Source organism: Gordonia sp. GN26 (assembly GCF_054823965.1).
This window is the reverse complement of sequence record NZ_JSYC01000052.1, coordinates 1-20880: the sequence shown is the minus strand read 5'-3', so window position 1 is coordinate 20880 and position 20880 is coordinate 1. Positions and strand designations below refer to the sequence as shown.

Here is a 20880-nt window from a genome sequence, read left to right as displayed (position 1 = left end):
TGCGCAATACTTGTCGTCGAGACTGAGCAATATGCGCACCTTTGCGGGAGGTGCGAGGAACGGAGGTTGGCATCTTGCCAAGCGAACATCGGGCCGATCGGATCGACGCCAAGATCCTGACGGTCCTCGCCGACGACCCCCGGGCCACGGTGATGGCGGTGGCCGAGCGGGCCGGGCTGTCCCGCAACACCGTTCAGGCCCGACTGAGCAAGCTCGATGCGGCCGGCGCCTTGCATTCCTTCGAGCGCCGCGTCGATCCGGCGATCCTCGGGTATCCGCTGCAGGCCTACGTGCTCACCAATGTCACCCAGCGCAAGCTGGATCGGGTCGGTGCGGCGCTCGAGGCGATACCGGAGGTCCTGCAGGTCCACGGTCTCACCGGGGTCGCCGATCTGCTGGTGCACGTCGCTGCGAAGGACGCGGACGATCTGTACCGCATCGCCGGGGACATCCTCGACATCAAGGGTGTCAAGCGCACCACGACCGCTCTGGTGATGAGGGAGATGGTGGACTTCCGGGTCCGCCCGCTGCTCGACGCCCTCGCGGAGTAGTTGCCCGGCGTCGGCCCCCGCGAGCCGGCGAGCGGCGTGATCGAGCAGGAATCGAGAAGCTCCCCCGGGTCGTGCCGGATAGCGTCGAGCACGACGGTATCGGGAGCGAATCGAAGGAGGATCATGTCGATCTGGCAGTGGTATCAGCGGAAGGTGAACGAGCGCACCGTCAAACGGATTCGCACCAAGAGCGGGACCATGTGGGGGATGGACATGGTCATCTTGCGCACCAAGGGACGCAAGTCCGGCCAACAGCGGGAGACGCCGCTCAGCTGGTTCTCGCACGACGACGGCTGGCTGGTCGTGGCTTCCGGTGGTGGAAAGGGTAATCCGGACTGGTATGCGAACCTCGCGGCGCATCCCGACTCCGTGGCCGTGGAACGGCATGGCGAACAACCGGTCCCGGTCGCGCCGGTGGTGTTGACGGGTCCGGAACGGAAGGCCGCATGGGATGTCGTCGTGAGCGCACAGCCCAGATATGCGAAGTATCAGAAGAAGGCCACCCGCGAGTATCCGGTGGTCAAGCTGGTGACCGTCTGACCCGGGTGCGTCACGACGGTCGATGAGTTTTACCGACGAGTGGTGTCTATCCCTGCACGACCACCACACCGCTCGATCACCAAGGAGAACATCATGGCCACCGAGATCACCACCCGGAACCCGTCCGAGACCACCGGTAGCCGCAATCGGCGCCGCATCGTCGGGATCGTCATCAGCGTCCTCGTCGGCGCATTCCTCGCTTTCGACGTCGTCGGGAAGCTGACCCGCCCGCAGGCGGTGATCGACGGCACCGAGAAGCTGGGCTTCGACTCCGACCAGGCCATCGTCATGGGCGTGGTGTTGCTCGTCTGCCTTGCCGTGTACGCGATCCCGCGGACGGCGGTGCTGGGCGCGCTCGGCATCACCGCCTACCTCGGCGGCGCGGTCACCGCGAACATGCGGATCGAGGAACCGCTCTTCAGCACGGTTCTGTTCGCGGTCTATCTCGGCGTGCTGATGTGGATCGGCCTGGTCCTGCGTCGTCCGGAACTGTTGAAGGTCGCCGGTTTTCGGCGCTGACCAGCGCAAGCGCTCCCCCTCGACGGCCCCGTGCCCGTTACCGATCTGGAATCGGACGGGTGCGGGGCCGTTGCGGATACCTCGTACTGTTACGCGAGTGACTGGTGTGACCAGAGTTAAGCGTTTCCGCATGGCTGCGGCCGCGACCATGGCGGTCGCCGCGCTCGGCGGTGTGACCGTCGGGTCTCTCCCCGCCGACGGTGCGAGCGTCGTGACGGTGGCGGACGCCGTCGACCCGGCCGGGCTGTACAACGAGGCCCAGTCGAAGTTCGCGAACGGGGACGTCGCCGGCGGCCTGGCCGCGTTGCAGAAGGCGCTGACCCTGGCCCCCGCAGACACCGATGCGCTGGCACTGCAGGCGATCTGGGCCGATCAGATGGAAGAGGCGTCCGTCAGCAATGCCGCGCTCGGTCGCCTGCGGGTGCTGAACCCTCTCCTCGCCACCACGGCCCGCAACGTCATCTCCGGAGTGGCCACCGCCGCGCAGATCGTGCCCGACACCACGCCCAAACCGGTGTCCGGGCGGGTCGCAATCGTCGTCCTGGGATTCGGGTTGAACGCGAACGGGAAGATGGCCCCGGAGTTGGTGAATCGGGTGACGGCGGGCAAGGCGCAGTCCGAGATCACCACCGCCGCACCGATCGTCGTGACCGGCGGGGTCCCCAAGAACGGGATCACCGAGGCTGCCGCGATGAAGAATTGGCTGGTCGAGAACGGGGTGGACAGCGGCCGCATCCTGACCGAGGACAAGTCGGGGTCCACCGTGGCCAACGCGCAGAACACCTCGGAGATCCTGCGTGCGAAAGGTATCCGCGACATCATCCTGGTGACCTCGCCCAGTCACATCCGGCGCGGGGCGGCGGACTTCGGCGCGACCGGGCTGCGGGTCGTCGGAACCCTCACCACCGCCACCGATCTCAGCAAGTACCTCACTCCGCTGACCAAGGATCAGACGCGGGGGATCCGGCTCGAGGCCACGCGCGCCGCCCGGATCCCGGCGACCCACCAGCCGGGTGTGCTCCCGCAGAACCTCCCCGATCCCGGACCCGGTCTGCTCACCGACCTCGGCGGACAGGTCCTCAAACAGCTGCTCGACGCCGGATCGTCGGCGATCGGTTCGGGTACCGAGGGCTGACCCCTCAGCGCACATCCCCCGAACGGAGTTCGGTCAGAACATCACCGAGCGGTAGTGGGTGACGAGGCGTCCCTTGTCGTAGATGTGGAAGGCGATGCCGGGCGGTTGTCCGCGGTTGACGATCTCGGTGCCCTCGAACGGCAGATTCAGTGTCGAGGCGACTCCCGGCGCGACGCACAGCGGGCGGTCGGCGAATCGGGTGACGGCGGGTGTGTGGGCATGTCCGCACAGGAACGCGACGATGTTCGGGTGGCGTTCGACGAGCGGGACCAGGCGCTCCTCGCCGGTCTGCCGGATCGAGTCCATGAACGGCATGTGCAGCTCGACCGGCGGGTGATGAAAGGCGATGAAGACGGGTGTCTGCGGGTCCTCGGCCTCGAGCTGAGCCGACATCCAGGAGATCGTCTGGTCGTCGATGTAACCGTCGTTGCGACCGGGGACGGAGCTGTCGCACATCAGGAACAGGACGTCGCCGACGCGTCGGGCATGGTTGATCGGTCCGGACGTCTCGGCACCGAGCAGGGTGGCGCTGAACGGTTCCCGGACGTCGTGGTTACCGGCGGTGATGAGCATCGGCAGGGGGCTGTCGAGAACGCCGTAGGCCTCCCGGTATTCGCTCGGCACGCCCTCATCGGCCAGGTCTCCGGTGACCAGCAGGACGTCGATTCCGGCGGCGCGTGCGTTGATGTAACTCAGCGTCGACTGGATGCGGCTGCGATTGAACCGCGTCCCGTTGAAATGAAGGTCGCTGATGTGGGCGACAACGAACACGAAGAGCTCCTGTCACGGTCACTGACTCCCACGAGGCTAGTCCCAGGAACCGCCTGTTCGCGCACCACGGTGGCGCCGCGAGTCGAAACACACTCCCCTCGCGATGGTGTGGCTCAGTCGTCCTACCGAGCGGTAAGTCCTCTGGCGCACTGGCCCCGGCCCTGGCCGGGGCTCACGCCGTCAGGGTTCGTCGGAACAGTCCCTCGAGTTCGGCGAAATGGTGCTCGGCGGCCTCGTGGTGGTACGCGGCGATGTCCGACATCGTGTAACCGTGAGCGGCATCCGGATAGACGGTCGCCGAATGTGTGACGCCACTCGAGATGAGTGCATGCTCGAACTGTGCGACCGCGGTGTGGGGGAGTGAGCGGTCCTTGTCGGCGTGGATCGCCAGCACGAACGCCTCGATGTCGACGAGGTGCAGGTGAGGGCTGTCCGGGGTGTCGGTGACCAGGTTGCCGGTGTGGAAGATGCCGACGGCGGCCACATCGGCGGGACGCGCCGCCGCCAGGTTGAGGGCCAGCCGCCCACCCATGCAGTACCCGGTGACGCCGATCGGGCCGGCGGAGACACCGGGCACCGAGCGCAGGGCGTCGAGGTAGGCGATGAGGTCGGCGCGTGCGACGTCGGAGGTGAGGGTCGATGCCCGCGGCATCGCCGCCTTGAAGAACGCGCCACGGGCCTCGGGCAACAGCAGGTCGTCGGCCGGCGCCCACTCCTCGGCGGTGCCGAAGCGGTAGAAGAGATGCGGTACCGCGACGACGTATCCCCACGACGCGATCCGGTCGGCCATCGCGCGGGTTCGCGGGCGGAGACCGATCACATCGGTGACGAACAGGATGCCGGGCAGCGGCGTGTCGTCGGACCCGGCCGGACGGGTCACGTACATCTCGGTGTCGCCGTAGGCCGCGGGGACCGTGATCGTCTCGCCGGATACGTCGGGTGTCATGGGTGACTCCTCCTGTGGGCTGCTGGTTCGGGGTGTCCGTCGACGCCGTCAGATCCCGGCCGGTGGCGCCGGTGCCGTCTCGGTGCCCCGGGATCGATGTCGCGGCAGGAACATCGCGGGGACGAAGATCACCGCCGTCAGGGCGAACGCCACCCAGAAGGCATAGCCGAAGGCGTCCGCCATCAGTGGACCGATGACGGGCATCGCTTCCGGTGGGACCGCGCCGATCTGATCGGTGCCGCCGCCCGAGGCCGGGAGCCCGTGGGTGTTCGACTCGTGGGTGAGGCGCTGGGTCAACGCCGTGACCAGAAGCGCGCTACCCAGCGACGCGCCGACCTGCTGGATCGCCGAGAGGGTGGGGGCCGCGCGGGTCACGACCTCCTTGCTCAGATCGCTGTAGGCGGCCGAGATCGTCGGCATCATCACCGAGCCGAGGCCCATCCCGCGGACGAACAGGGCGACGCTCAGCCACAAATAGGAACTGTCGACCCCGACGTGGGTGAAGGGATAGGTACCGATCATCGCCAGCACGACGCCGACGGGCACCACATAGCCGGCGCCGATGCGGTCGGTGATCCGGCCGCCGATCACCATCGCCACGATCGCGCCGAGTCCCTGCGGGGCGAGCAACAGGCCCGCATTCAGCGCACCTTCGCCGCGCACGGTCTGGTAGTAGAGCGGGAGGAGCAGCATGCCGCCGAAGAGTCCGATCGCGACCAGGAAGACCGAGACGGTGCCTGCGGCGAACACCCTGTTTGTCAGGAGTCGGACGTCGACGATCGAGTCCTTGCCCTTGCGCAGGCTGTGCCACGTGTAGAGCCCCAGGCCCACGGCACCGATGATGAGCCAGGCGAGCACATCGAGTTCGCCGAAGCCGCCATGGGAGCTCGCGCGCGACAGACCGTAGAGCAGGGATACCAGGCTGCCGGAGAGCACGGCGAGGCCGAGGAGGTCGAGGCGGTCACGGTCGGGGGCCTTGTCGCCGAACGGCAGTTTCCACACTGCGAGGGCGACCGCGACGAGGCCGACCGGCACGTTCACCAGGAAGATCCAGTGCCAGCTCGTGTACTCGACGAGCAGACCGCCGATCACCGGTCCCAGGACGGGGCCGAGGAGCATGGGGACGCCGAGGATGGCCATCGCCCGCCCGAGTCGGTCGGGGCCGGCGGCGCGGGTGATGATGGCCTGCCCCGCCGGCAGGAGCATGCCGCCGCCGAGACCCTGCAGGATGCGGAAGACGATCAGGGTCTCGATCGACCACGCCGCCGCACAGAGGGCAGACCCCAACACGAACAGCGTCACCGCCGTGATCCACGTCGGCTTGGGGCCGAATCGGTCCATCGCCCAGCCGGTGAGCGGGATGACCAGCGCGACTGCGAGGAGATACCCGGTGACCACCCATTGCGTCGTCGACAACGAGGCGTCGAGTTCGGTGCTCAACGACTCCAGGGCGACATTGACGATGGTGGTGTCGAGAACCACCATGATCATGCCCGAGACGATCACGAGACCGGTCACGATCACGGAGCGGTCGAGTTTGTCCGACTGCGGGGGCACGGGGTCCGTCATCAGAGATCTCCGGGGAGTTTGTCCCGGCGGATGCCGCGCCAGCTCGGGTGTCGAAGGTGGCCCGCGGTGGTCCAGTCCATGAAGCGCACCTCGCCGACGATCTTGGGCAGCACCCAGACCGCGCTCGACGCGATGGGGCGGTCGAGCTTGTCGAGGAACGGCGACCGCGAGATCTCCAATGGCTCGAGTTCCTCGGCGAGCGCCCGCAACTGCGCATCGGTGAATCCGGTGCCGACGCGCCCGACGTAGCGGAGTCCGGTCTCCTCGGGCAGTCCGAGGAGCAGCGACCCGATGGTGTGCGACCGGTTGCCGCGTCCGGGCCGGTAGCCGCCGACCACCACCTCGATGTCGCTCCAGTTCTTGTGTTTCAGCCACTTGGTGGAGCGTCGACCCTGCTGGTACACCGAGTCGCGTCGCTTGGCGACGACGCCTTCCAGATTGTGTTCGCGGCTGTACTCGATCGCCGCACTCGCCGGCGTCGGAAGCAGTGGCGGCACATCGACATACGGCGACCGGCGGAACGCCGTTGCGAGTTCCTCGAGCAGTTCGCGTCGTACAGACCACGGTTTACGCAGCAACGACGTCCCGTTGAGGTAGAGGATGTCGAACAGGTGGAGTTTGAGCGTGTACGGCTCCTCGGTGTGCTTCCGTGACGTGAACAGCGTGAAGTTCGTCCGGCCGGTCGAGTCGATGGCCACCGCCTCGCCGTCGAGGACGACGTCCATCAACCCGAGATCGTCGGCAATGCCGGCGAATTCGGGGAAGTCCTTCGTCATGTCGATCCCCGACCGGGACGTGAGCCGGAACTCGCCACCGATCGACCGGACCAGGAGCCGATAACCGTCCCACTTGCCCTCGAACGCCCAATCCCGTTCGTTGAGCTTGTCGATCGGGTCGTCGGTCGCGAGCATCGGCCGCGGATCGCTGAGACTGTCGGGGACGATGGGGCGCGGCTCGTCGGTCATCAGGTGGGCGAGCCAGTTCTTGTCGCCGGTGTGGATCAGCGCGTAACGACCCTGGACCTTCTCGCCGTGCAGGCGGACGATGACCTCTTTGTCCCGCCATTTCTCGAGCTCGAAAGTGCCCTTGTCCCAGATGGATACGTGCCCGCCGCCGTACTCGCCGGCCGGGATGTCGCCCTCGAAGTCGGCGTAGTCCATCGGATGGTCCTCGGTCTGGACCGCGAGCCGGTTCTGGTCCGGATCGGTGGGCAGGTTCTTCGGGACGGCCCACGAGACCAGCACCCCGTCGTGTTCGAGGCGGAAGTCGTAGTGCAGGCGCCGGGCGTGGTGTTCCTGGATGACGAAGATCGGTTCGCGCGGGCCGGTTTCGGCTTCGGCGTCGGACTCGTCGTCGGTCTCACGGAGGCGCTGCCGGTGGTTCTCGTCGCCGAACGGCTCCGGGGTCTTGGACTCGTCCCGTTTACGACGGTACTCACGGAGGTTGATGATCTGACCCGGCTGCGACTCCTCGGTGGGGCGCTCGTCGGGCGCGGGACCGTCGCCGGAGGTGAGGCTCTCCCGCAAGGTGTCCGGATCGACGAGGTCCTCGTCTCTGTCTTCGGTGTCGGATTCGCCGGCGTCGGGTTCCGGCTCGTCGTCGTACGGGGCGTCGAGACCCTCCAGGAGATCGCCGACGTCGGCGACGCGGTCGAGAACCTCGGTGTAGAGCAACTGGGCGATCTTCGGGTCCTCGATCTCGTCCCAGGTGCGGGGCGCGGCGACCCACGGCTGCTCGCGCCCGCGTAACGAGTACGGCGACAGCGTGGTCTTGGAGGCGTTGTTCTGGCTCCAGTCGATGAAGACCTTGTCGTCGCGGATCTTCTTGGACATGTTGGCCGTGATGAAATCGCTGTTCTGCCGGGCGAACTCGTTGGCCACCTCGCGGGCGACCTTCCGTGCGGCCTCGGAGCTCACCGGTTTGGGCAGTCGGGCGTAGATGTGGATGCCCTTGCCGCCGCTGGTCACCGGGTAGGTGGTGGTGCCGCCCAGCCAGTTACGGATCTCCACCGCCACGCCCGCGGTCTCGTGGAGGGGGACATTCGGGCCGGGGTCGAGATCGAAGACGATGCGGTTGGCCATGCGCTCGCCGTCGGGGCCGATCGGTAGTCGCCATTGCGGGACGTGGATCTCCAGTGCCGCCATCTGGGCCAGCCACACGAGAGTGGCGCGGTCCTCGGCCAGCGCGTAGTCGATGACCCGCTCGCTGTGCTGGATTCCGTACCGGCGAACCCAGTCGGGTGCGCTGTCGGGCATGTCCTTCTCGAAGAACGGCGTCGACTCGACACCGTTGGGCCACCGTTTGCGGGTGACGATCCGATCCCGCAGATGCGGCAGCATGACGTCGGCGATGCGCGAGTAATAGTCGATGACGTCGTATTTCCGGGTCCCGGTCGCCGGATAGAGCACCTTGGAGAGATTGGTGATCGAGATCCGGCGGCCGTCGACCTCCAGGTTCTCTCCGCCTGCCATCCCCCCATTGTCCACACCCGAGGCCCGGAGGCGGGTTGATCGACGCGGGGATGTCGGCCCGGCCGTGTTGAGCCCGGTTGACGACGTGGCGTGCGATTGCCTGGCACAATGTTCCCCATGCGCTCGATCTGGAAGGGCGATCTCAGCTTTGGCCTGGTGAACGTACCGGTCAAGGTCTATTCCGCGACGGAGAGTCACGACCGGAAGTCGTATCAGGTCGACTCCTCCGACGGCACCCGTATCCGTTACCGCCGTGTGCGCGAGGGGACCGACACCGAGGTCGACTACTCCGACATCGCCAACGCCTATGAGTCGGAATCGGGCGAGACGGTGATCCTGACGAAGGACGACCTGGCCACGCTGCCCGTCCAGAAGAGCCCGGAGATCTCGATCCTCGAGTTCGTGCCGGCCGAACAGGTCGACCCGATCTACTTCGACAAGCCGTATTACCTGGAACCGTCGTCGAAGTCGCCCAAGGCCTACGTGTTGCTGGCAAAAGCGCTCGAGGAGACCGACCGCCTGGCCATCGCGACGTTCACCCTGCGCAATCGGACGCGGGTGGCGGCGCTGCGCGTCGTCGACGGCGTGATGACGCTGCAGACCCTGCTGTGGCCGGATGAGGTCCGCAAGCCCGACTTCGGCTTCCTCGACGAGGACACCGAGATCCGCGATCAGGAACTGAAGATGGCGGCCTCGCTGATCGAGTCGATGGCGTCCGACTACGACCCGTCCGAGTTCGAGGACCGGTACCAGGAGGAACTGTCCAAACTGATCGAGGCGAAGGCCGAGGGCAGTGAGGCGTTCCCGGAGTCGGACGAGGAGAAGTCCGAGGACGAGGACTCCGAGGTCGCCGATCTGCTTGCCGCCCTGCGTGCCTCGGTGAAGGATCGTGGCTCCTCCGACGACGCGTCGGACGAGGAGAAGTCCACCGCGAAGAAGGCCCCGGCGAAGAAGGCGGCCAAGAAGGCGCCCGCGAAGAAGACCGCAGCGAAGAAGACGACCGCCAAGAAGACCGCGCCGAAGAGTGGCTCGAGTTCCGATTCCGGCAAGAGCACCACGAAGAAGGCACCGGCCAAGAAGGCCTCCCGCAAGGCCAGCTGATCGTGCTCTCCCGCCGAAATTCGCTGGCCTGAGACCGGCGGCGTCCGGCAAGCTCGAGAGGTGAGCACCATCGTCGACACCCGTTTGCCGCGCGCCCTGAAGCCCCTGGCGCGACGGCAGTATCGGCTGTTGGCGTCGGGTCTGATCCTGGCGATGTTCGGCGACGGGATCTGGACGGTCTCGGTGATCTGGCAGGTCATCGCGCTCGGCGGTGGACCGGGTCAGGTCTCCCTGGCGACGGGGACGGCGGCGGTCGGGATGCTCGTGTCCACCCTCGTGGGCGGTGTACTCGCCGACCGGATCTCGCAGCGCCACATCATGATCGGTCTCGAGGTCACCAAGATGGCGGCCTTCGGTGCGGTGGGTGCGGCCTCGGTGTTCGGGGTCCTCGACCTCTGGATGGTCGTGGTGGCCTCGCTGCTCGCCGGCGTCACGATGGGCATGTACTACCCGGCGTACTCGGCGTTGCTGCCCGGTGTGGTCTCCGCGTCGGAGCTGCAGGCGGCGAACGGCATCGAGGGCTTCTTCCGTCCGGTGGTGTTCCAGGCCGTCGGTCCGATGGTCGCCGGTGCGGTCATCGGCGCCACCGCGCCGGGCCAGGCGGTCGTGCTGGCCGCCATCGCGTCCATCGCCTCGGGGGCGTGCTACCTGGTCATGGCCCCGGTGACGTCACGGCGCCTCGGCGAACCGGAGACGTCCGAGGCGGAGATCGCACGCACGAGCGCCCGCATCGGTGTCGTCGTCGACCTCGTCGAGGGTTTCGTCTACATGATCCGTACCCCGTGGCTGTGGGGAACGCTGTTCTTCGCCTGCGTCCTGGTCCTGGCGACGATGGGCCCGATCGAGGTGCTCGTGCCCTTCGCGTTGCGTGAGCGCATCGACGGTGGTGCCTCCCAGCACGCGTGGGTGCTCGCCGGATTCGGCGTGGGCGCGGCCGCGACATCCCTGGTGTTCGCATCCCTGCCGATGCCGCGGCGGTATCTGACCGTCATGTTCGGCATCTGGTCGTTCTCGAGCGTGCCACTCGTCCTGATGGGTGTCGCCGACGCGACCTGGATGTTCGTCGCCGCCGGTGTCGGCATGGGCGTGATGTTCGACGGCCCGATGGTGCTGTGGGGAACGCTGCTGCAACGCCGCGTCCCGCCGGCACTGCTCGGCCGGATCGCGAGCCTCGACTTCTTCGTGTCGGTCGCACTGATGCCGGTGTCGATGGCGATCGCCGCCCCGGTCTCGTCGGCGATCGGGCTGACCGCCACGTTCGTCCTGGCCGGTCTCCTGCCGGTCCCCATCGCGTGGGCGTTCTACCTCGCGGCCCGCATGTGGCGCGACGAGATCGAGAACCCGCTCGTCGACGAGACGCCGCCGACGCTGGTGTCGGTGAACGACTGACCCGCCGGCACGGTCAGCGGAGCACCTCCGCGGCCCCGTCGACCACCAGGTCCGTGAGATGTTGCAGCTGAGGCGAACTGAGCTTCCAGTACTGCCAGTACAGCGGGACGTCGAGGTGATGATCGGCGATCAACCGCACCCGGCCGTCGTCGAGTGCCTCCCGGATCTGGACGACGGGCACCGCGCCCCAACCGATTCCGAGCGACACCGCGCGGTGGTACTCGGTGGAGGCCGGGATGTAGGCCGCCGGTGGGTCGACGGCGCGCCCGCCCAGGGCCGCGACCATGTCCAGCTGGATGTGGTCGTTGCGGTCGAACTGGACCATCGGAGCCCTCGCCAGTGCGTCGGCGTCGAGCCCGTCCGGTAGCCAGGTCTCGATGAACTCCGGTGTCGCGACCGGCAGATACCGCATGCTGCCGAGCGACTGCAGGGTGCAACCCCGGATGGCGATGGGTTCCGACGTCACCGCGGCGAGTGCGTCACCCGACTTCAGCAGGGCGCTGCTACGGGTCTCGTCGTCGCGGAAGACCTCGACGGCGACCGCGTGCTCACGGTGGAACCGGGCGAGTACAGGGAGCAGCCACGTCGCGAGCGAGTCCGCGTTCGTCGCGATCGGCAGATGCACACGGGGCCGGGAGGTGATCGGTGTGTCCTCGTCATCGGGTTCGCCGACGAACTCTGCGCGTGTCTCGGCGAGCAGCAACTCCCACTGCCTGGCCAGGCGGACCAGCACCTCGCCGTCCGGCGTCGCCGACGCCGGTTTGGTCCGGCGCAGCACCACCCGCCCGACCGCCGACTCCAACGCCTTGATCCGCTGGCTCACCGCCGACGGCGTGATGTGCAGTGAGGCGGCCGCGGCGTCGAAGGTGCCTTCGCGAAGGACCGCGGCCAGCGTGCGCAGACCCTCCTGGCTGATGTCCATGCGACCACGGTAGATGAAGAACAGCTAATGATTCGTCAGAAACATTCGCTGTACTGATTCCTGATCGGACCATAGCGTTCACCGGGTGTCCAGTTACCTCCTCCCCGCGATCGCCGGCCTGCTCACCGGCGCGGGCCTGATCGTCGCGATCGGTCCGCAGAACGTCTTCGTCCTCCGGCAGGGCGTCACGCGACGGCACACGGGGGCGATCGTGGCGGTGTGTGCGATCTCCGACGTTGTGCTGATCGTCGCGGGAGTGGCCGGGCTCGGTGCGATCGTCGCGGCGCATCCGCAGGTGATCACCGTCGCCAAACTCGTCGGCGGCCTCTATGTCCTGGTGCTCGGACTACTCGCCGCGAAGCGCTGCCTGCGCAGCAACGAGGCCATCGCCGCCAACGCCGAGGAGGCGGAATCGGCCGGCCGGTGGGTCGCGGTGGGCACGGCGCTGGCGCTCACCTGGCTCAACCCGCACGTCTACCTCGACACCGTCCTGACCATGGGCGCGATCGCCAACGGACACGGAAACGGCAAGTGGGCCTTCGCCGTCGGCGCCTGTCTGGCCAGCATCCTGTGGTTCACCGCGCTCGGGGGAGGTGCTCGGCGCCTGTCGCACTTCTTCGCCAGCCCGCGGGCGTGGAAGATCCTCGACGCCGTCGTCGCGGTGATCATGATCGGGGTGGCGGTCGCACTCTTCGCCTCGATCTGACGGAGCGTCGTCGGTCACTCCCGCCCGTGACGGGCCTAGTCGTGATGAATTTCGGGTACACCGGACATCGTGATCCTCAGTTCCGCCGCCCCACAGACGCGTTCCGCGCCGGGGACGGTGCTGTCCGCGGTACGTCGGGTGGCGTCCGGTACCAAGGACGTCCTCGCCCGCGGCGACCTCGCCGCCGCCGCGGCGACCCTGACCTATTACGCCGCGATCGCCGTGGTCCCGTGGGTGCTGCTCGCGATCTGGTCGACGACGTGGTTGCGCGGGGATGCGGCAGCGGAGTCGACCTGGCGGGAGCTGGCGGTCCTGATCCCACCGGAGATGGGTGGCCGAGACGTGTTCGGCGAGGCGGTGTCCATCGGCATCGCCCTCACCGGCTGGGGCGCGCTCGTCCTGCTCTTCCCCGCGTCGTTCTACGGGGAAGGGCTCCGACGCGCCTGCCTGACGATGCATCCGGAGAAGGATCGCTTCACCGGCTGGCGCTCCCGCCTCTCGATACTGGTGTTGTTCGTCTTCGTGCCGCCCCTGACCGCGGTCGCGGTCGCGGTGGGATCGGCGATCACCACACTCGCCCCCGACGGCGGGGGCACCGGCGGCCTCGGCGATCTCGCGACCCGCGTGGTGATCGAGTTCCTCACCGTCTGGCTCACCCTGACCATCCCGCTGACCTGGGTCTACTGGAAGGTCACGCCCGGCGGTCCGTCCCTGCTCGTCTCGGCGGTGACCGCACTAAGCACAGCGTCGTTCATCGCCGGCTTCTCGCAGGGGTTCCTACTGTTCCTGTCCCTGCCGATCGACGTCGGGATCCCCTACGGCGGCCTCCGGGTCATCGGCGGGGTGGTGGCCGCCGGACTGTGGCTCTACGTGCTCCACATCCTGGTGATCGTCGGCTGGGCCGTCGGACAGGCGGCGGCCCGGGCCCTCGGAGACGACCGTGTCGACTGAACCGGATCATCGGCCGGGTCGACGAGCGACCCGCCAGACCCAACGGGACGCAGTGCTCGACGCGTGGTCGGAATTGCACGGCGGAATCGATCCCCGCGAATCGTTCTGGGTCGAGCGGTGGGTGCTCCTCAGCAACGCCTGCGCGCGACCCCTCGTACGACTGGGCATCACACCGAACGTGATCACCGTCTGCGGGGCCGCCGTCACCGCGATCGCCTTCGCGGTCACCTTCGCCGGACGCGGTTGGTTCGCGGTCGCGGCCGTCGTCATCCTTCTCGCCGCCGTCCTCGACGGGGTGGACGGTGCCATCGCCGCCCAGACCGGCGCGGCGACGCAATGGGGCAGGGTCCTCGACACGATGGCCGATCGGTGGTCGGACATCTTCCTGGCGGGCATCGTCGTGATGGCCGGGGCTCCGCCGTGGTCGGGAGTGGTGCTCGCCGTGCTCACCCTCTTCCTGGAGGGCACGCGGGCGACGGCCCAGGCCGCCGGGATGAAAGGACCCGGAACCGTCACGATCTGGGAACGGCCCTCGCGGGTGATCCTCGCTTTCATCGCGATGGTCGTGGCCACGGTCGCGTGGCAGATCGGGCTCTCCGACGGCAGTACCCGGACGTTGGCAGCGATCATCGCCGGGATCGGTGCGATCCTGGCGACGATCGGGCTTCTCCAGTTGTTCGTCGCGGTGTTCCGGCAAACGCGCGGACTGCGCGCCTGATCCGGCGCTCCCGACGCAGACCCGGCTTCGACCGGAGTCAGACCCGGCTTCGACCGAGTCGGACCCGGCTTCGCCGAAGCCCGGAGAGGGCGAGCAGGATCGCGCCGATGACGACCCAGCCCAGCAGAATCCACAGCGGGCCGGCGATCGCGGCGTCGGGGAAGTAGGCGACCGAGCGGGTGAGGGTGCCGCCGGCACCGGTCGGGAGCCACTGGCCGAGGGCTCCCCACGGCGCCGGGAGCAGATACGGCGACGACGCCAGCCCGGACAGCGGGTTGGAGATCAGCATCATCAGGACCGCCGCGATGCCGACGCCGGGTGGACCGATGAGTGCGCCTGCCCCGGCGGTGAACCAGGAGATCGCGCCGATCATCAGGGCGAGTGCCAAGGCCACCGGCACCACCCGGCCGTCGATGACCCCGAGCCATGACCAGACCGCAGCAAACCCCAGGCCGGCGACCAGTGGGCCGACCAGCACGACGGCGGCCTGCATCCAGACCCGTCCGGCGAGGGCGATCGCGGCCGCGGCGCCAAGGGCGATGCCGGCGATGAGTAGCGGTAGCAGTCCCGCCGCGAACCCGGTGCCGCGTGCATCGGTGGCGGGCGGGGCGACCACGGACTCCGTGGTGACCGGCAGCGACTGTGCGGTGGCGATACCCGTGCCGACGCCTGCGACGATCTGGGCGAGTGCCGGGGACGCGGCCTCGGCGGTCAGCACGGTGACGCCCTGCGGGCCGACGGCGATGGCGCCGACGATGTCCCGGGATTCGATGGCCTCCCGCGCAGCGGCGGGGTCGGCGAACTGCTCGACGGCGAAGGCATCCTCACCCGCGCGATCGGCCAGGGCGGATTCGATGGCAGACGCTGCGGGTGCCGGTGCGACCAGGCCGAGCGGGACGTCATGCGGCTCGGGGTCCACGGCCAGGGAGACGAACATGGCCGCGATCGTGCTGACCACGATCGGTATCGCCAGGACCAGCGCGACGACGATGCGCCACGACGGTCCGTGCGAAGGGGAGGACTCGGGCGGTCGATCCTCGGTGGCGAATTCTCGGTCGGACGGTTCGGTGTACGTGGTCATCACGGCCTCCAAAAAGAACGAACTCTCGTTTTACGAAGTATGCGCCGGGCCGCGCCGGCAATCAAGAACGAATATTCGTTTTATACTCATCGAATGCCGAAGATCAGCGAGGAACGCAAGCTCGAGCGCAGTCAGCAGATCCTCGACGCGGCACGGCGCTGCTTCGCCGAGAAGGGGTTCCACCGGGCGTCGATGTCGGACGTGATCCGGGAATCGGGCCTGAGTGCCGGTGCGGTGTACTCGTACTACTCGTCGAAGGAACAGCTGATCGCCGCGGTCGCGCGGTCGGTGTTCCAGGCCTACGAGTCAGGGCTCGGCGAACTCGCCGACGGCCACGGAGCCCCGGCGTCACCCGAGGACGCCATCCGGATGCTCGCAGCGCACGTACTCGCCGAGATCGCACCGCTCACCGACGACTTCCGGATGGTGGTGACCATCTGGGGCGAGGCCGCGAACAACCCCGAGCTGCGCGAGATCGTCCGCGAGATCATCCTGGGCCTACGCAAGGTCTTCGAGCGCGTCCTGGTCCGTTGGCGCGACGCGGGCCACGAACTGCCTGGTGAACCCGCAGATCTGGCGCTCCCGATGGTGTCGGTGATGCAGGGCGTCGTCGTGCAGCAATCACTCGTCGGTGACGTCGATCTGGACGCATATGTGGACACGTGGTGTGCGCTGATGCGCGCTGCCGGGTTCGGCGACCAGGGCTGATCCGCCCGCACTGCCTACCATCGATGCGAGGGCGTCGATTTTCGTTGTCCGTCGCCGTCTCTCCGGCCTTGTTCTCTCCGGCCCTGTCCGGGACCGTCCGGCCCATCCGGTAGCGCCCTCGGTGACGAACAATGGGAGGACCTGGCTCGACCCACGATCTCGACTGTGATGAGGAACTGATGATCAACGACTCGGTGGTTCTCGCCGACGCCGACGGCCGCCCCTGCGGCACCGCCGACCGCGAGGGCGTGCACGGCGTCGACACCCCGTTGCACTTCGCGTTCTCATGCCACCTGGTCGACGCGGACAACCGGATCCTCATGACCCGGCGCGCGCTGTCCAAGCGCAGCTGGCCCGGTGTGTGGACGAACTCGTTCTGCGGTCATCCGCGTCCGGGCGAGGCGGTGGTCGAGGCCGTGCACCGGTATGCGCAGCGTGAGCTGGGCATCGACGTCGACGAGGTGCGGTGCGTCCTGCCGGACTTCCGGTACCGGGCCGTCGACGCGAGCGGCATCGTCGAGAACGAGATCTGCCCCGTGTTCGTCGCCCGGCCGGTCGGCTCGCTGGAACCCAACCCGGACGAGGTCGCCGAATACGCCTGGGCGGAGGTCCCGGATGTGTGGGATCTCGTGTCGCGCACCCCCTGGGCGGTCAGTCCCTGGTTCGCCGACCAGGTGCGCCAGATGCCCGGCCCCGACCCCCACGGACTTGCCGCCGACCCCGCCGTCGTCGTGACCCATCCGAGCACCGTCCGGGTGTCGAATTCATGACATACCGAACCCCATTTCACACCGCAGGAGCCGTCGGATGATGCATCTACCCGGTCATACCGAGCTGGTCCCGCCGCATCGGCGGTACGACGCCGTCGCCGAGGCGAGCGCGGCACTGGTGATCAAGTCGTATTCGAGTTCCTTCGGACTCGCCTCACGCCTCCTCGCCCCCGCCATCCGGCGCGACGTCCGCAACATCTACGCGCTGGTCCGCGTCGCCGACGAGATCGTCGACGCACCGCGCCCCGAGCAGGGGCTCGTCGACCGCAGCAACGAACTCGACCAGCTCGAGGAACAGACCTCGGCGGCGATGATCACCGGGTCGAGCAGCAACCTGGTGGTGCACGCCTTCGCACGGACCGCACGCCGCGTCGGCATCGACCTCGACCTGGTCGCGCCGTTCTTCGCCTCGATGCGGTCGGACCTGACGCAGGTCGAGCACGACTTCGAGAGCCTCGCGTCCTACATCTACGGCTCGGCCGAGGTCGTCGGACTGATGTGTCTGCGCGCGTTCCTCGCCGAGGAGGCAAAGGCCGAAGCCCGCTACGACCACCTCGCGCCCGGTGCACGTCGACTCGGTGCCGCCTTCCAGAAGATCAACTTCCTGCGCGACTTCGGAGAGGACAGTGACGGATTGGGCCGCCGGTATCTGGTCGGTCTCGACCCGGAGAACCCGGACGACGCGGCGTGGTCGCTGTGGCTCGACGACATCGACCTCGACCTCACCGCCGCCGCGGCGGCGATCCCGTACCTTCCGTCGAGCAGCCGGGTCGCCGTCTGCACCGCACACGATCTCTTCGCGGAACTGAATGCGCGACTTCGGGAATCCTCGGCGGTCGAGGCCAGGCGGCAACGCGTCCGGGTTCCCAACGCCGGCAAGGCCAAGATCGCGGCGGCCGCCGTCGCCCGCCGCGGGATGCCGCGCGCCGCACGGGGAGTGAACGCATGACCGCCCGCAAACGCATCGTCGTCATAGGTGGCGGTGTCGCCGGTCTGTCCACCGCCGCACTGCTCGCCCACGACGGCCACGACGTCGAGGTGATCGAGAAGAACGACGATCTCGGCGGACGCACCGGACTCTGGAGCAAGGACGGGTTCCGGTTCGACACCGGCCCGTCGTGGTGGCTCATGCCCGAGGTCTTCGACCACTACTTCGAGATGTTGGGCACCTCCACCAAGGAGCAGCTCGATCTCGTCCGGCTCGACCCCGGTTACCGGGTCTTCTTCGCGGAGAACGGTTCCGACGAGGCGCCGATCGACATCTTCGGCGACTACGAACGCAACCGCGAGGTGTTCGAGAACATCGAACCGGGTGCAGGAGCGGCTCTCGACTCCTATTTGCAGACGGCACGCCAGGCGTACGACCTCGCCGTCGAACGGTTCCTCTACACCAGCTTTGATTCCCCACGCGCGTTCCTGGGTCTCCCGGTGTTGAAGCACGCGCCGACGCTCGCGAAACTGTTGACTCGGTCGCTGCAGTCCTTCATCTCGTCGAAGTTCAGCGACCGACGCCTGCAGCAGGTGCTCGGCTACCCGGCCGTGTTCCTCGGCTCGTCGCCGGAGCGGACACCGTCGATGTACCACCTGATGAGCTGGATGGACCTCGCCGACGGCGTCCGATACCCCAGAGGCGGCTTCACAACTCTGGTCGATGCACTCGAACGCGTCGCTCGTGAGCGCGGCGTGGTCATCCACACCGGAACGGCCGCGACCTCCGTGCTCACCCGGGAACGGTCGGGCCGTCGACTCCGCCGTCGCGCCGAGGTGGTCGGCGTTCGTGTCCAGACCGCAGACGGGGCCACGCGAGACCTGCCCGCCGACATCGTCGTCGGCGCGGCCGATCTGCACCATCTCGAGACCAAGCTCCTCCCTGGGGAGCTGCAGACCTTCCCGGAGCGCTACTGGGAGCGTGCTACTTCGGGACCCGGTGCCGTCCTCGCCTACCTCGGCGTCCGCGGTGAGCTGCCCGAGCTCGCCCACCACTCGCTGTACTTCACCGAGGACTGGAAGACGAACTTCGACGCCATCTTCGAATCACCCACGCGGGTGCCCGATCCGGCGTCGCTGTACGTGTGCAAGCCGTCGGCGACCGACGAATCGGTGGCCCCGGACGGTCACGAGAACGTCTTCGTCCTCGTCCCGGTTCCAGCTGATCCCGGCCTCGGGCACGGCGGCATGGACGGTGCCGGCGACCCCGACATCGAGAAGGTCGCCGACCGTGCCATCGCCATGATCGCCCAGTGGTCGGGAGTCCCTGACCTCGCCGACCGTGTCGTCGTCCGACGCACCGTCGGCCCCGCGGACTTCGCCGACAACGTGAACTCGTGGTGCGGTGGTGCCCTCGGGCCGGCACACACATTGCGACAGAGCGCATTCCTGCGTTCGACGAACCGCTCGCGCAAGGTCGAGGGGTTGTACTACGCGGGATCGAGCACCCGGCCGGGCATCGGCCTACCGATGTGCCTCATCAGTGCTGAGCTGATCCGCAAGCGACTCAACGGTGATCGCTCCGTCGGCCCGACGCCGACGCACTGACAGCGGAATTGTCTGCTGCCGAACGCAACCCAACCTGCTGCCTGAGGTGTGAGGGGAGTCCGCCGGGCGACCTGCCCCTGCTGCCTGAGGTGCGAGGAGCGGTAGCGACGAGATGGTCCTATAGCTTGTCCAGTGCTCCGAGGTCGGTGGTGAGGTCTTTGAAGACTTCGCGGGCGACGTAGCGTTTGAGGCAGCGGATGATGTCTTTCTTCGTTTTGTGTTCGGCGGAACGGCGTTCGACGTAGGCGCGGGTGGGTGGATGGTTTTTCATCCGGCCGACCACGATCATGTGCAGGGCGCTGTTGGCTTGCCGGTCACCACCCCGGTTGAGTCGGTGACGATGGATTTTGCCCGAGGAAGCCGGTAGTGGGGCGACGCCGACGAGTTTGGCGAAGGTCGCTTCGCTACGCATCCGCTCGACGTTCTCCCCGACGGTGATGACCAGTCGGGCGGCGGTGACCGGCCCGATGTGCGGGCGTGCAAGCAGGGTGGGAACCATCGTGGTCAGCAGTGCGGTGAGCTCGCGGGTCAAGTCGGTGACTTCTCGTTGGGCCAACCGGTAGCGGGTGAGCAGGGAACGGCCGGCCCGGACGAACGCTGCCGCCGGCGCCGACAGTATCGCTTTCGGTGCGGGTGCGGGCAGTGCCTCGATGAGGGTGATGCGTTGGGCGGTGGTGGTCGCCGCCCGGCAGCGATCGGCCCACTCGGCAGGTGCGGTGGTGACCAGGTCACGGAGCTGGTTGCCGATGCGGGTGGCCTCATCGACGGCCGAAGCTCTTGCCACATACAGCATTCGGACTGACTCGACGATGCCGGTGGTGTCTTTGGCGATGGCCTCGGCCCGGCCGGTGAACACCGCCATTGCTGCGGCGTGGGCGTCGAGTTGGTCGGTTTTGCCGTGGGCGTAGCGGCGCGGCAGATCCGGGGTGTTGACGTCGATGACCGTGACATTGTGCGCGGTGAGAAGCCGGGTCAGGCCGGCGCCGTAGGAGGCGCTGGCCTCCACTCCGGCCTGGGTGATGGGGCCGAACGAGGTGGCCCACTGCCACAACTGGTGGTAGCCAGTGCCGGTGGCGGGGAACTCGTGATCGGCGAGCAGGCGGCCCTCGGCGGTGACGAGGGCGGCGTGGTGGCGGCGTTGATGGGTGTCGACGCCAAGTACTAGCGGTTGCGTGGTGCTCGTGGTTGGGGTCATCGTGGTGATGTCTCCTTCACTGATGTGTGGGATGACCTCACCGGGGCGGGTGGACAGGACAGTGAAGAGTCACGGCCCAGCAGCCAGACACGGTCCTAATCAGGTCACACCCGCCCCGGCCCTCACAGGTCAGGGTTTCGTAGATGACCGACCGCCGGGACGACAAATCTCGTCCAAGACAGCACCGTCAGCCACGAAGCAGGTCAGACCCAAACACGATCAATCACCCACAACCATTCTCACTGCCACGAAGGCCTGGTGAGGTTATCTCGCCAGCCCTTCGTGGCTCGCTTCGCTCGCAC

20 protein-coding genes are annotated in these 20880 nt (G+C 67.6%); 13 read left to right on the top strand and 7 right to left on the bottom strand.

Annotated features, from left to right (window positions below; genetic code table 11):
• Window positions 1–74 precede the first annotated feature (74 nt).
• The 4 genes from OK17_RS12800 to OK17_RS12785 all read left to right on the top strand — a co-directional run bounded on the left by OK17_RS12800 (window position 75) and on the right by OK17_RS12785 (window position 2745).
• The gene (locus tag OK17_RS12800) at window positions 75–551 is read left to right on the top strand and encodes an Lrp/AsnC family transcriptional regulator (RefSeq protein WP_461417668.1); all 477 of its coding nucleotides are present in this window, start codon (window positions 75–77) and stop codon (window positions 549–551) included.
• 123 nt (window positions 552–674) lie between these two features.
• Window positions 675–1091, top strand: coding sequence for a nitroreductase family deazaflavin-dependent oxidoreductase (locus tag OK17_RS12795; protein WP_461417667.1), 417 nt, complete (start codon window positions 675–677; stop codon window positions 1089–1091).
• A gap of 93 nt (window positions 1092–1184) precedes the next feature.
• Window positions 1185–1610 (top strand): DoxX family protein, encoded by a 426-nt coding sequence (locus OK17_RS12790; RefSeq protein ID WP_461417666.1) that lies wholly within the window; start codon window positions 1185–1187, stop codon window positions 1608–1610.
• Window positions 1611–1740: 130 nt separating this feature from the next.
• Window positions 1741–2745, top strand: coding sequence for an ElyC/SanA/YdcF family protein (locus tag OK17_RS12785; RefSeq protein ID WP_461417665.1), 1005 nt, complete (start codon window positions 1741–1743; stop codon window positions 2743–2745).
• Window positions 2746–2778: 33 nt separating this feature from the next.
• Here the strand turns inward: OK17_RS12785 and OK17_RS12780 are convergent, their stop codons facing one another.
• From OK17_RS12780 to OK17_RS12765, 4 genes are all read right to left on the bottom strand, one after another.
• Window positions 2779–3516: a metallophosphoesterase gene (locus tag OK17_RS12780; protein ID WP_461417664.1), complete on the bottom strand. Its 738-nt coding sequence runs from the start codon at window positions 3514–3516 to the stop codon at window positions 2779–2781.
• A gap of 172 nt (window positions 3517–3688) precedes the next feature.
• The gene (locus OK17_RS12775; RefSeq protein WP_461417663.1) at window positions 3689–4462 is read right to left on the bottom strand and encodes a dienelactone hydrolase family protein; all 774 of its coding nucleotides are present in this window, start codon (window positions 4460–4462) and stop codon (window positions 3689–3691) included.
• Window positions 4463–4510: 48 nt separating this feature from the next.
• Window positions 4511–6031 (bottom strand): DHA2 family efflux MFS transporter permease subunit, encoded by a 1521-nt coding sequence (locus OK17_RS12770; protein ID WP_232716969.1) that lies wholly within the window; start codon window positions 6029–6031, stop codon window positions 4511–4513.
• Complete coding sequence (locus tag OK17_RS12765; protein WP_461417662.1) at window positions 6031–8502, bottom strand: ATP-dependent DNA ligase; 2472 nt, start codon at window positions 8500–8502, stop codon at window positions 6031–6033. Before OK17_RS12765 ends, OK17_RS12770 begins: the two co-directional genes overlap by 1 nt.
• 117 nt (window positions 8503–8619) lie before the next feature.
• On the opposite strand from OK17_RS12765, the gene ku reads away from it, so the two are divergent.
• Both ku and OK17_RS12755 read left to right on the top strand, forming a co-directional pair.
• Window positions 8620–9603: a non-homologous end joining protein Ku gene (ku, locus tag OK17_RS12760; protein ID WP_461417661.1), complete on the top strand. Its 984-nt coding sequence runs from the start codon at window positions 8620–8622 to the stop codon at window positions 9601–9603.
• A 60-nt stretch (window positions 9604–9663) separates the two neighbouring features.
• Window positions 9664–10992 carry an MFS transporter gene (locus tag OK17_RS12755; protein ID WP_461417660.1) on the top strand — a complete coding sequence of 443 codons (1329 nt, stop codon included), beginning with the start codon at window positions 9664–9666 and terminating at the stop codon, window positions 10990–10992.
• 13 nt (window positions 10993–11005) lie between these two features.
• Here the strand turns inward: OK17_RS12755 and OK17_RS12750 are convergent, their stop codons facing one another.
• Window positions 11006–11914: a LysR family transcriptional regulator ArgP gene (locus OK17_RS12750; RefSeq protein WP_461417659.1), complete on the bottom strand. Its 909-nt coding sequence runs from the start codon at window positions 11912–11914 to the stop codon at window positions 11006–11008.
• An 85-nt stretch (window positions 11915–11999) separates the two neighbouring features.
• Between OK17_RS12750 and OK17_RS12745 the strand changes: the two genes are divergently transcribed.
• From OK17_RS12745 to OK17_RS12735, 3 genes are all read left to right on the top strand, one after another.
• The gene (locus tag OK17_RS12745) at window positions 12000–12620 is read left to right on the top strand and encodes a LysE/ArgO family amino acid transporter (RefSeq protein ID WP_461417658.1); all 621 of its coding nucleotides are present in this window, start codon (window positions 12000–12002) and stop codon (window positions 12618–12620) included.
• Between the two features lie 69 nt (window positions 12621–12689).
• The gene (locus OK17_RS12740) at window positions 12690–13571 is read left to right on the top strand and encodes a YhjD/YihY/BrkB family envelope integrity protein (RefSeq protein WP_461417657.1); all 882 of its coding nucleotides are present in this window, start codon (window positions 12690–12692) and stop codon (window positions 13569–13571) included.
• Between the two features lie 52 nt (window positions 13572–13623).
• Window positions 13624–14289 (top strand): CDP-alcohol phosphatidyltransferase family protein, encoded by a 666-nt coding sequence (locus OK17_RS12735; protein WP_308195954.1) that lies wholly within the window; start codon window positions 13624–13626, stop codon window positions 14287–14289.
• Between the two features lie 37 nt (window positions 14290–14326).
• On the opposite strand, the gene OK17_RS12730 is transcribed toward OK17_RS12735, so the two are convergent.
• Window positions 14327–15370 carry an ABC transporter permease gene (locus OK17_RS12730; RefSeq protein WP_461417656.1) on the bottom strand — a complete coding sequence of 348 codons (1044 nt, stop codon included), beginning with the start codon at window positions 15368–15370 and terminating at the stop codon, window positions 14327–14329.
• Window positions 15371–15463: 93 nt separating this feature from the next.
• Between OK17_RS12730 and OK17_RS12725 the strand changes: the two genes are divergently transcribed.
• The 4 genes from OK17_RS12725 to crtI all read left to right on the top strand — a co-directional run bounded on the left by OK17_RS12725 (window position 15464) and on the right by crtI (window position 19383).
• The gene (locus OK17_RS12725; RefSeq protein WP_232716978.1) at window positions 15464–16078 is read left to right on the top strand and encodes a TetR/AcrR family transcriptional regulator; all 615 of its coding nucleotides are present in this window, start codon (window positions 15464–15466) and stop codon (window positions 16076–16078) included.
• 179 nt (window positions 16079–16257) lie between these two features.
• Window positions 16258–16848, top strand: coding sequence for an isopentenyl-diphosphate Delta-isomerase (idi, locus tag OK17_RS12720; RefSeq protein ID WP_461417655.1), 591 nt, complete (start codon window positions 16258–16260; stop codon window positions 16846–16848).
• 37 nt (window positions 16849–16885) lie between these two features.
• On the top strand, window positions 16886–17797 hold the full coding sequence (locus tag OK17_RS12715) for a phytoene/squalene synthase family protein (protein ID WP_232716980.1): 912 nt from the start codon (window positions 16886–16888) through the stop codon (window positions 17795–17797).
• Window positions 17794–19383: a phytoene desaturase family protein gene (gene crtI / locus OK17_RS12710; RefSeq protein WP_461417654.1), complete on the top strand. Its 1590-nt coding sequence runs from the start codon at window positions 17794–17796 to the stop codon at window positions 19381–19383. The genes OK17_RS12715 and crtI overlap by 4 nt, the downstream gene beginning before the upstream one ends.
• Window positions 19384–19501: 118 nt before the next feature.
• Here the strand turns inward: crtI and OK17_RS12705 are convergent, their stop codons facing one another.
• On the bottom strand, window positions 19502–20578 hold the full coding sequence (locus OK17_RS12705; RefSeq protein WP_461417653.1) for an IS110 family RNA-guided transposase: 1077 nt from the start codon (window positions 20576–20578) through the stop codon (window positions 19502–19504).
• Window positions 20579–20880 lie beyond the last annotated feature (302 nt).

Excerpts from the sequence above, each read along its gene's own strand:
- ku (WP_461417661.1), top strand. The coding sequence starts at position 8,620 with ATGCGCTCGATCTGGAAGGGCGATCTCAGCTTTGGCCTGGTGAACGTA.
- OK17_RS12750 (WP_461417659.1), bottom strand. The coding sequence starts at position 11,914 with ATGGACATCAGCCAGGAGGGTCTGCGCACGCTGGCCGCGGTCCTTCGC.
- OK17_RS12765 (WP_461417662.1), bottom strand. The coding sequence starts at position 8,502 with ATGGCAGGCGGAGAGAACCTGGAGGTCGACGGCCGCCGGATCTCGATC.
- OK17_RS12775 (WP_461417663.1), bottom strand. The coding sequence starts at position 4,462 with ATGACACCCGACGTATCCGGCGAGACGATCACGGTCCCCGCGGCCTAC.
- OK17_RS12730 (WP_461417656.1), bottom strand. The coding sequence starts at position 15,370 with ATGACCACGTACACCGAACCGTCCGACCGAGAATTCGCCACCGAGGAT.
- crtI (WP_461417654.1), top strand. The coding sequence starts at position 17,794 with ATGACCGCCCGCAAACGCATCGTCGTCATAGGTGGCGGTGTCGCCGGT.
- OK17_RS12705 (WP_461417653.1), bottom strand. The coding sequence starts at position 20,578 with ATGACCCCAACCACGAGCACCACGCAACCGCTAGTACTTGGCGTCGAC.
- idi (WP_461417655.1), top strand. The coding sequence starts at position 16,258 with ATGATCAACGACTCGGTGGTTCTCGCCGACGCCGACGGCCGCCCCTGC.
- OK17_RS12795 (WP_461417667.1), top strand. The coding sequence starts at position 675 with ATGTCGATCTGGCAGTGGTATCAGCGGAAGGTGAACGAGCGCACCGTC.
- OK17_RS12725 (WP_232716978.1), top strand. The coding sequence starts at position 15,464 with ATGCCGAAGATCAGCGAGGAACGCAAGCTCGAGCGCAGTCAGCAGATC.
- OK17_RS12715 (WP_232716980.1), top strand. The coding sequence starts at position 16,886 with ATGATGCATCTACCCGGTCATACCGAGCTGGTCCCGCCGCATCGGCGG.
- OK17_RS12790 (WP_461417666.1), top strand. The coding sequence starts at position 1,185 with ATGGCCACCGAGATCACCACCCGGAACCCGTCCGAGACCACCGGTAGC.
- OK17_RS12770 (WP_232716969.1), bottom strand. The coding sequence starts at position 6,031 with ATGACGGACCCCGTGCCCCCGCAGTCGGACAAACTCGACCGCTCCGTG.
- OK17_RS12785 (WP_461417665.1), top strand. The coding sequence starts at position 1,741 with ATGGCTGCGGCCGCGACCATGGCGGTCGCCGCGCTCGGCGGTGTGACC.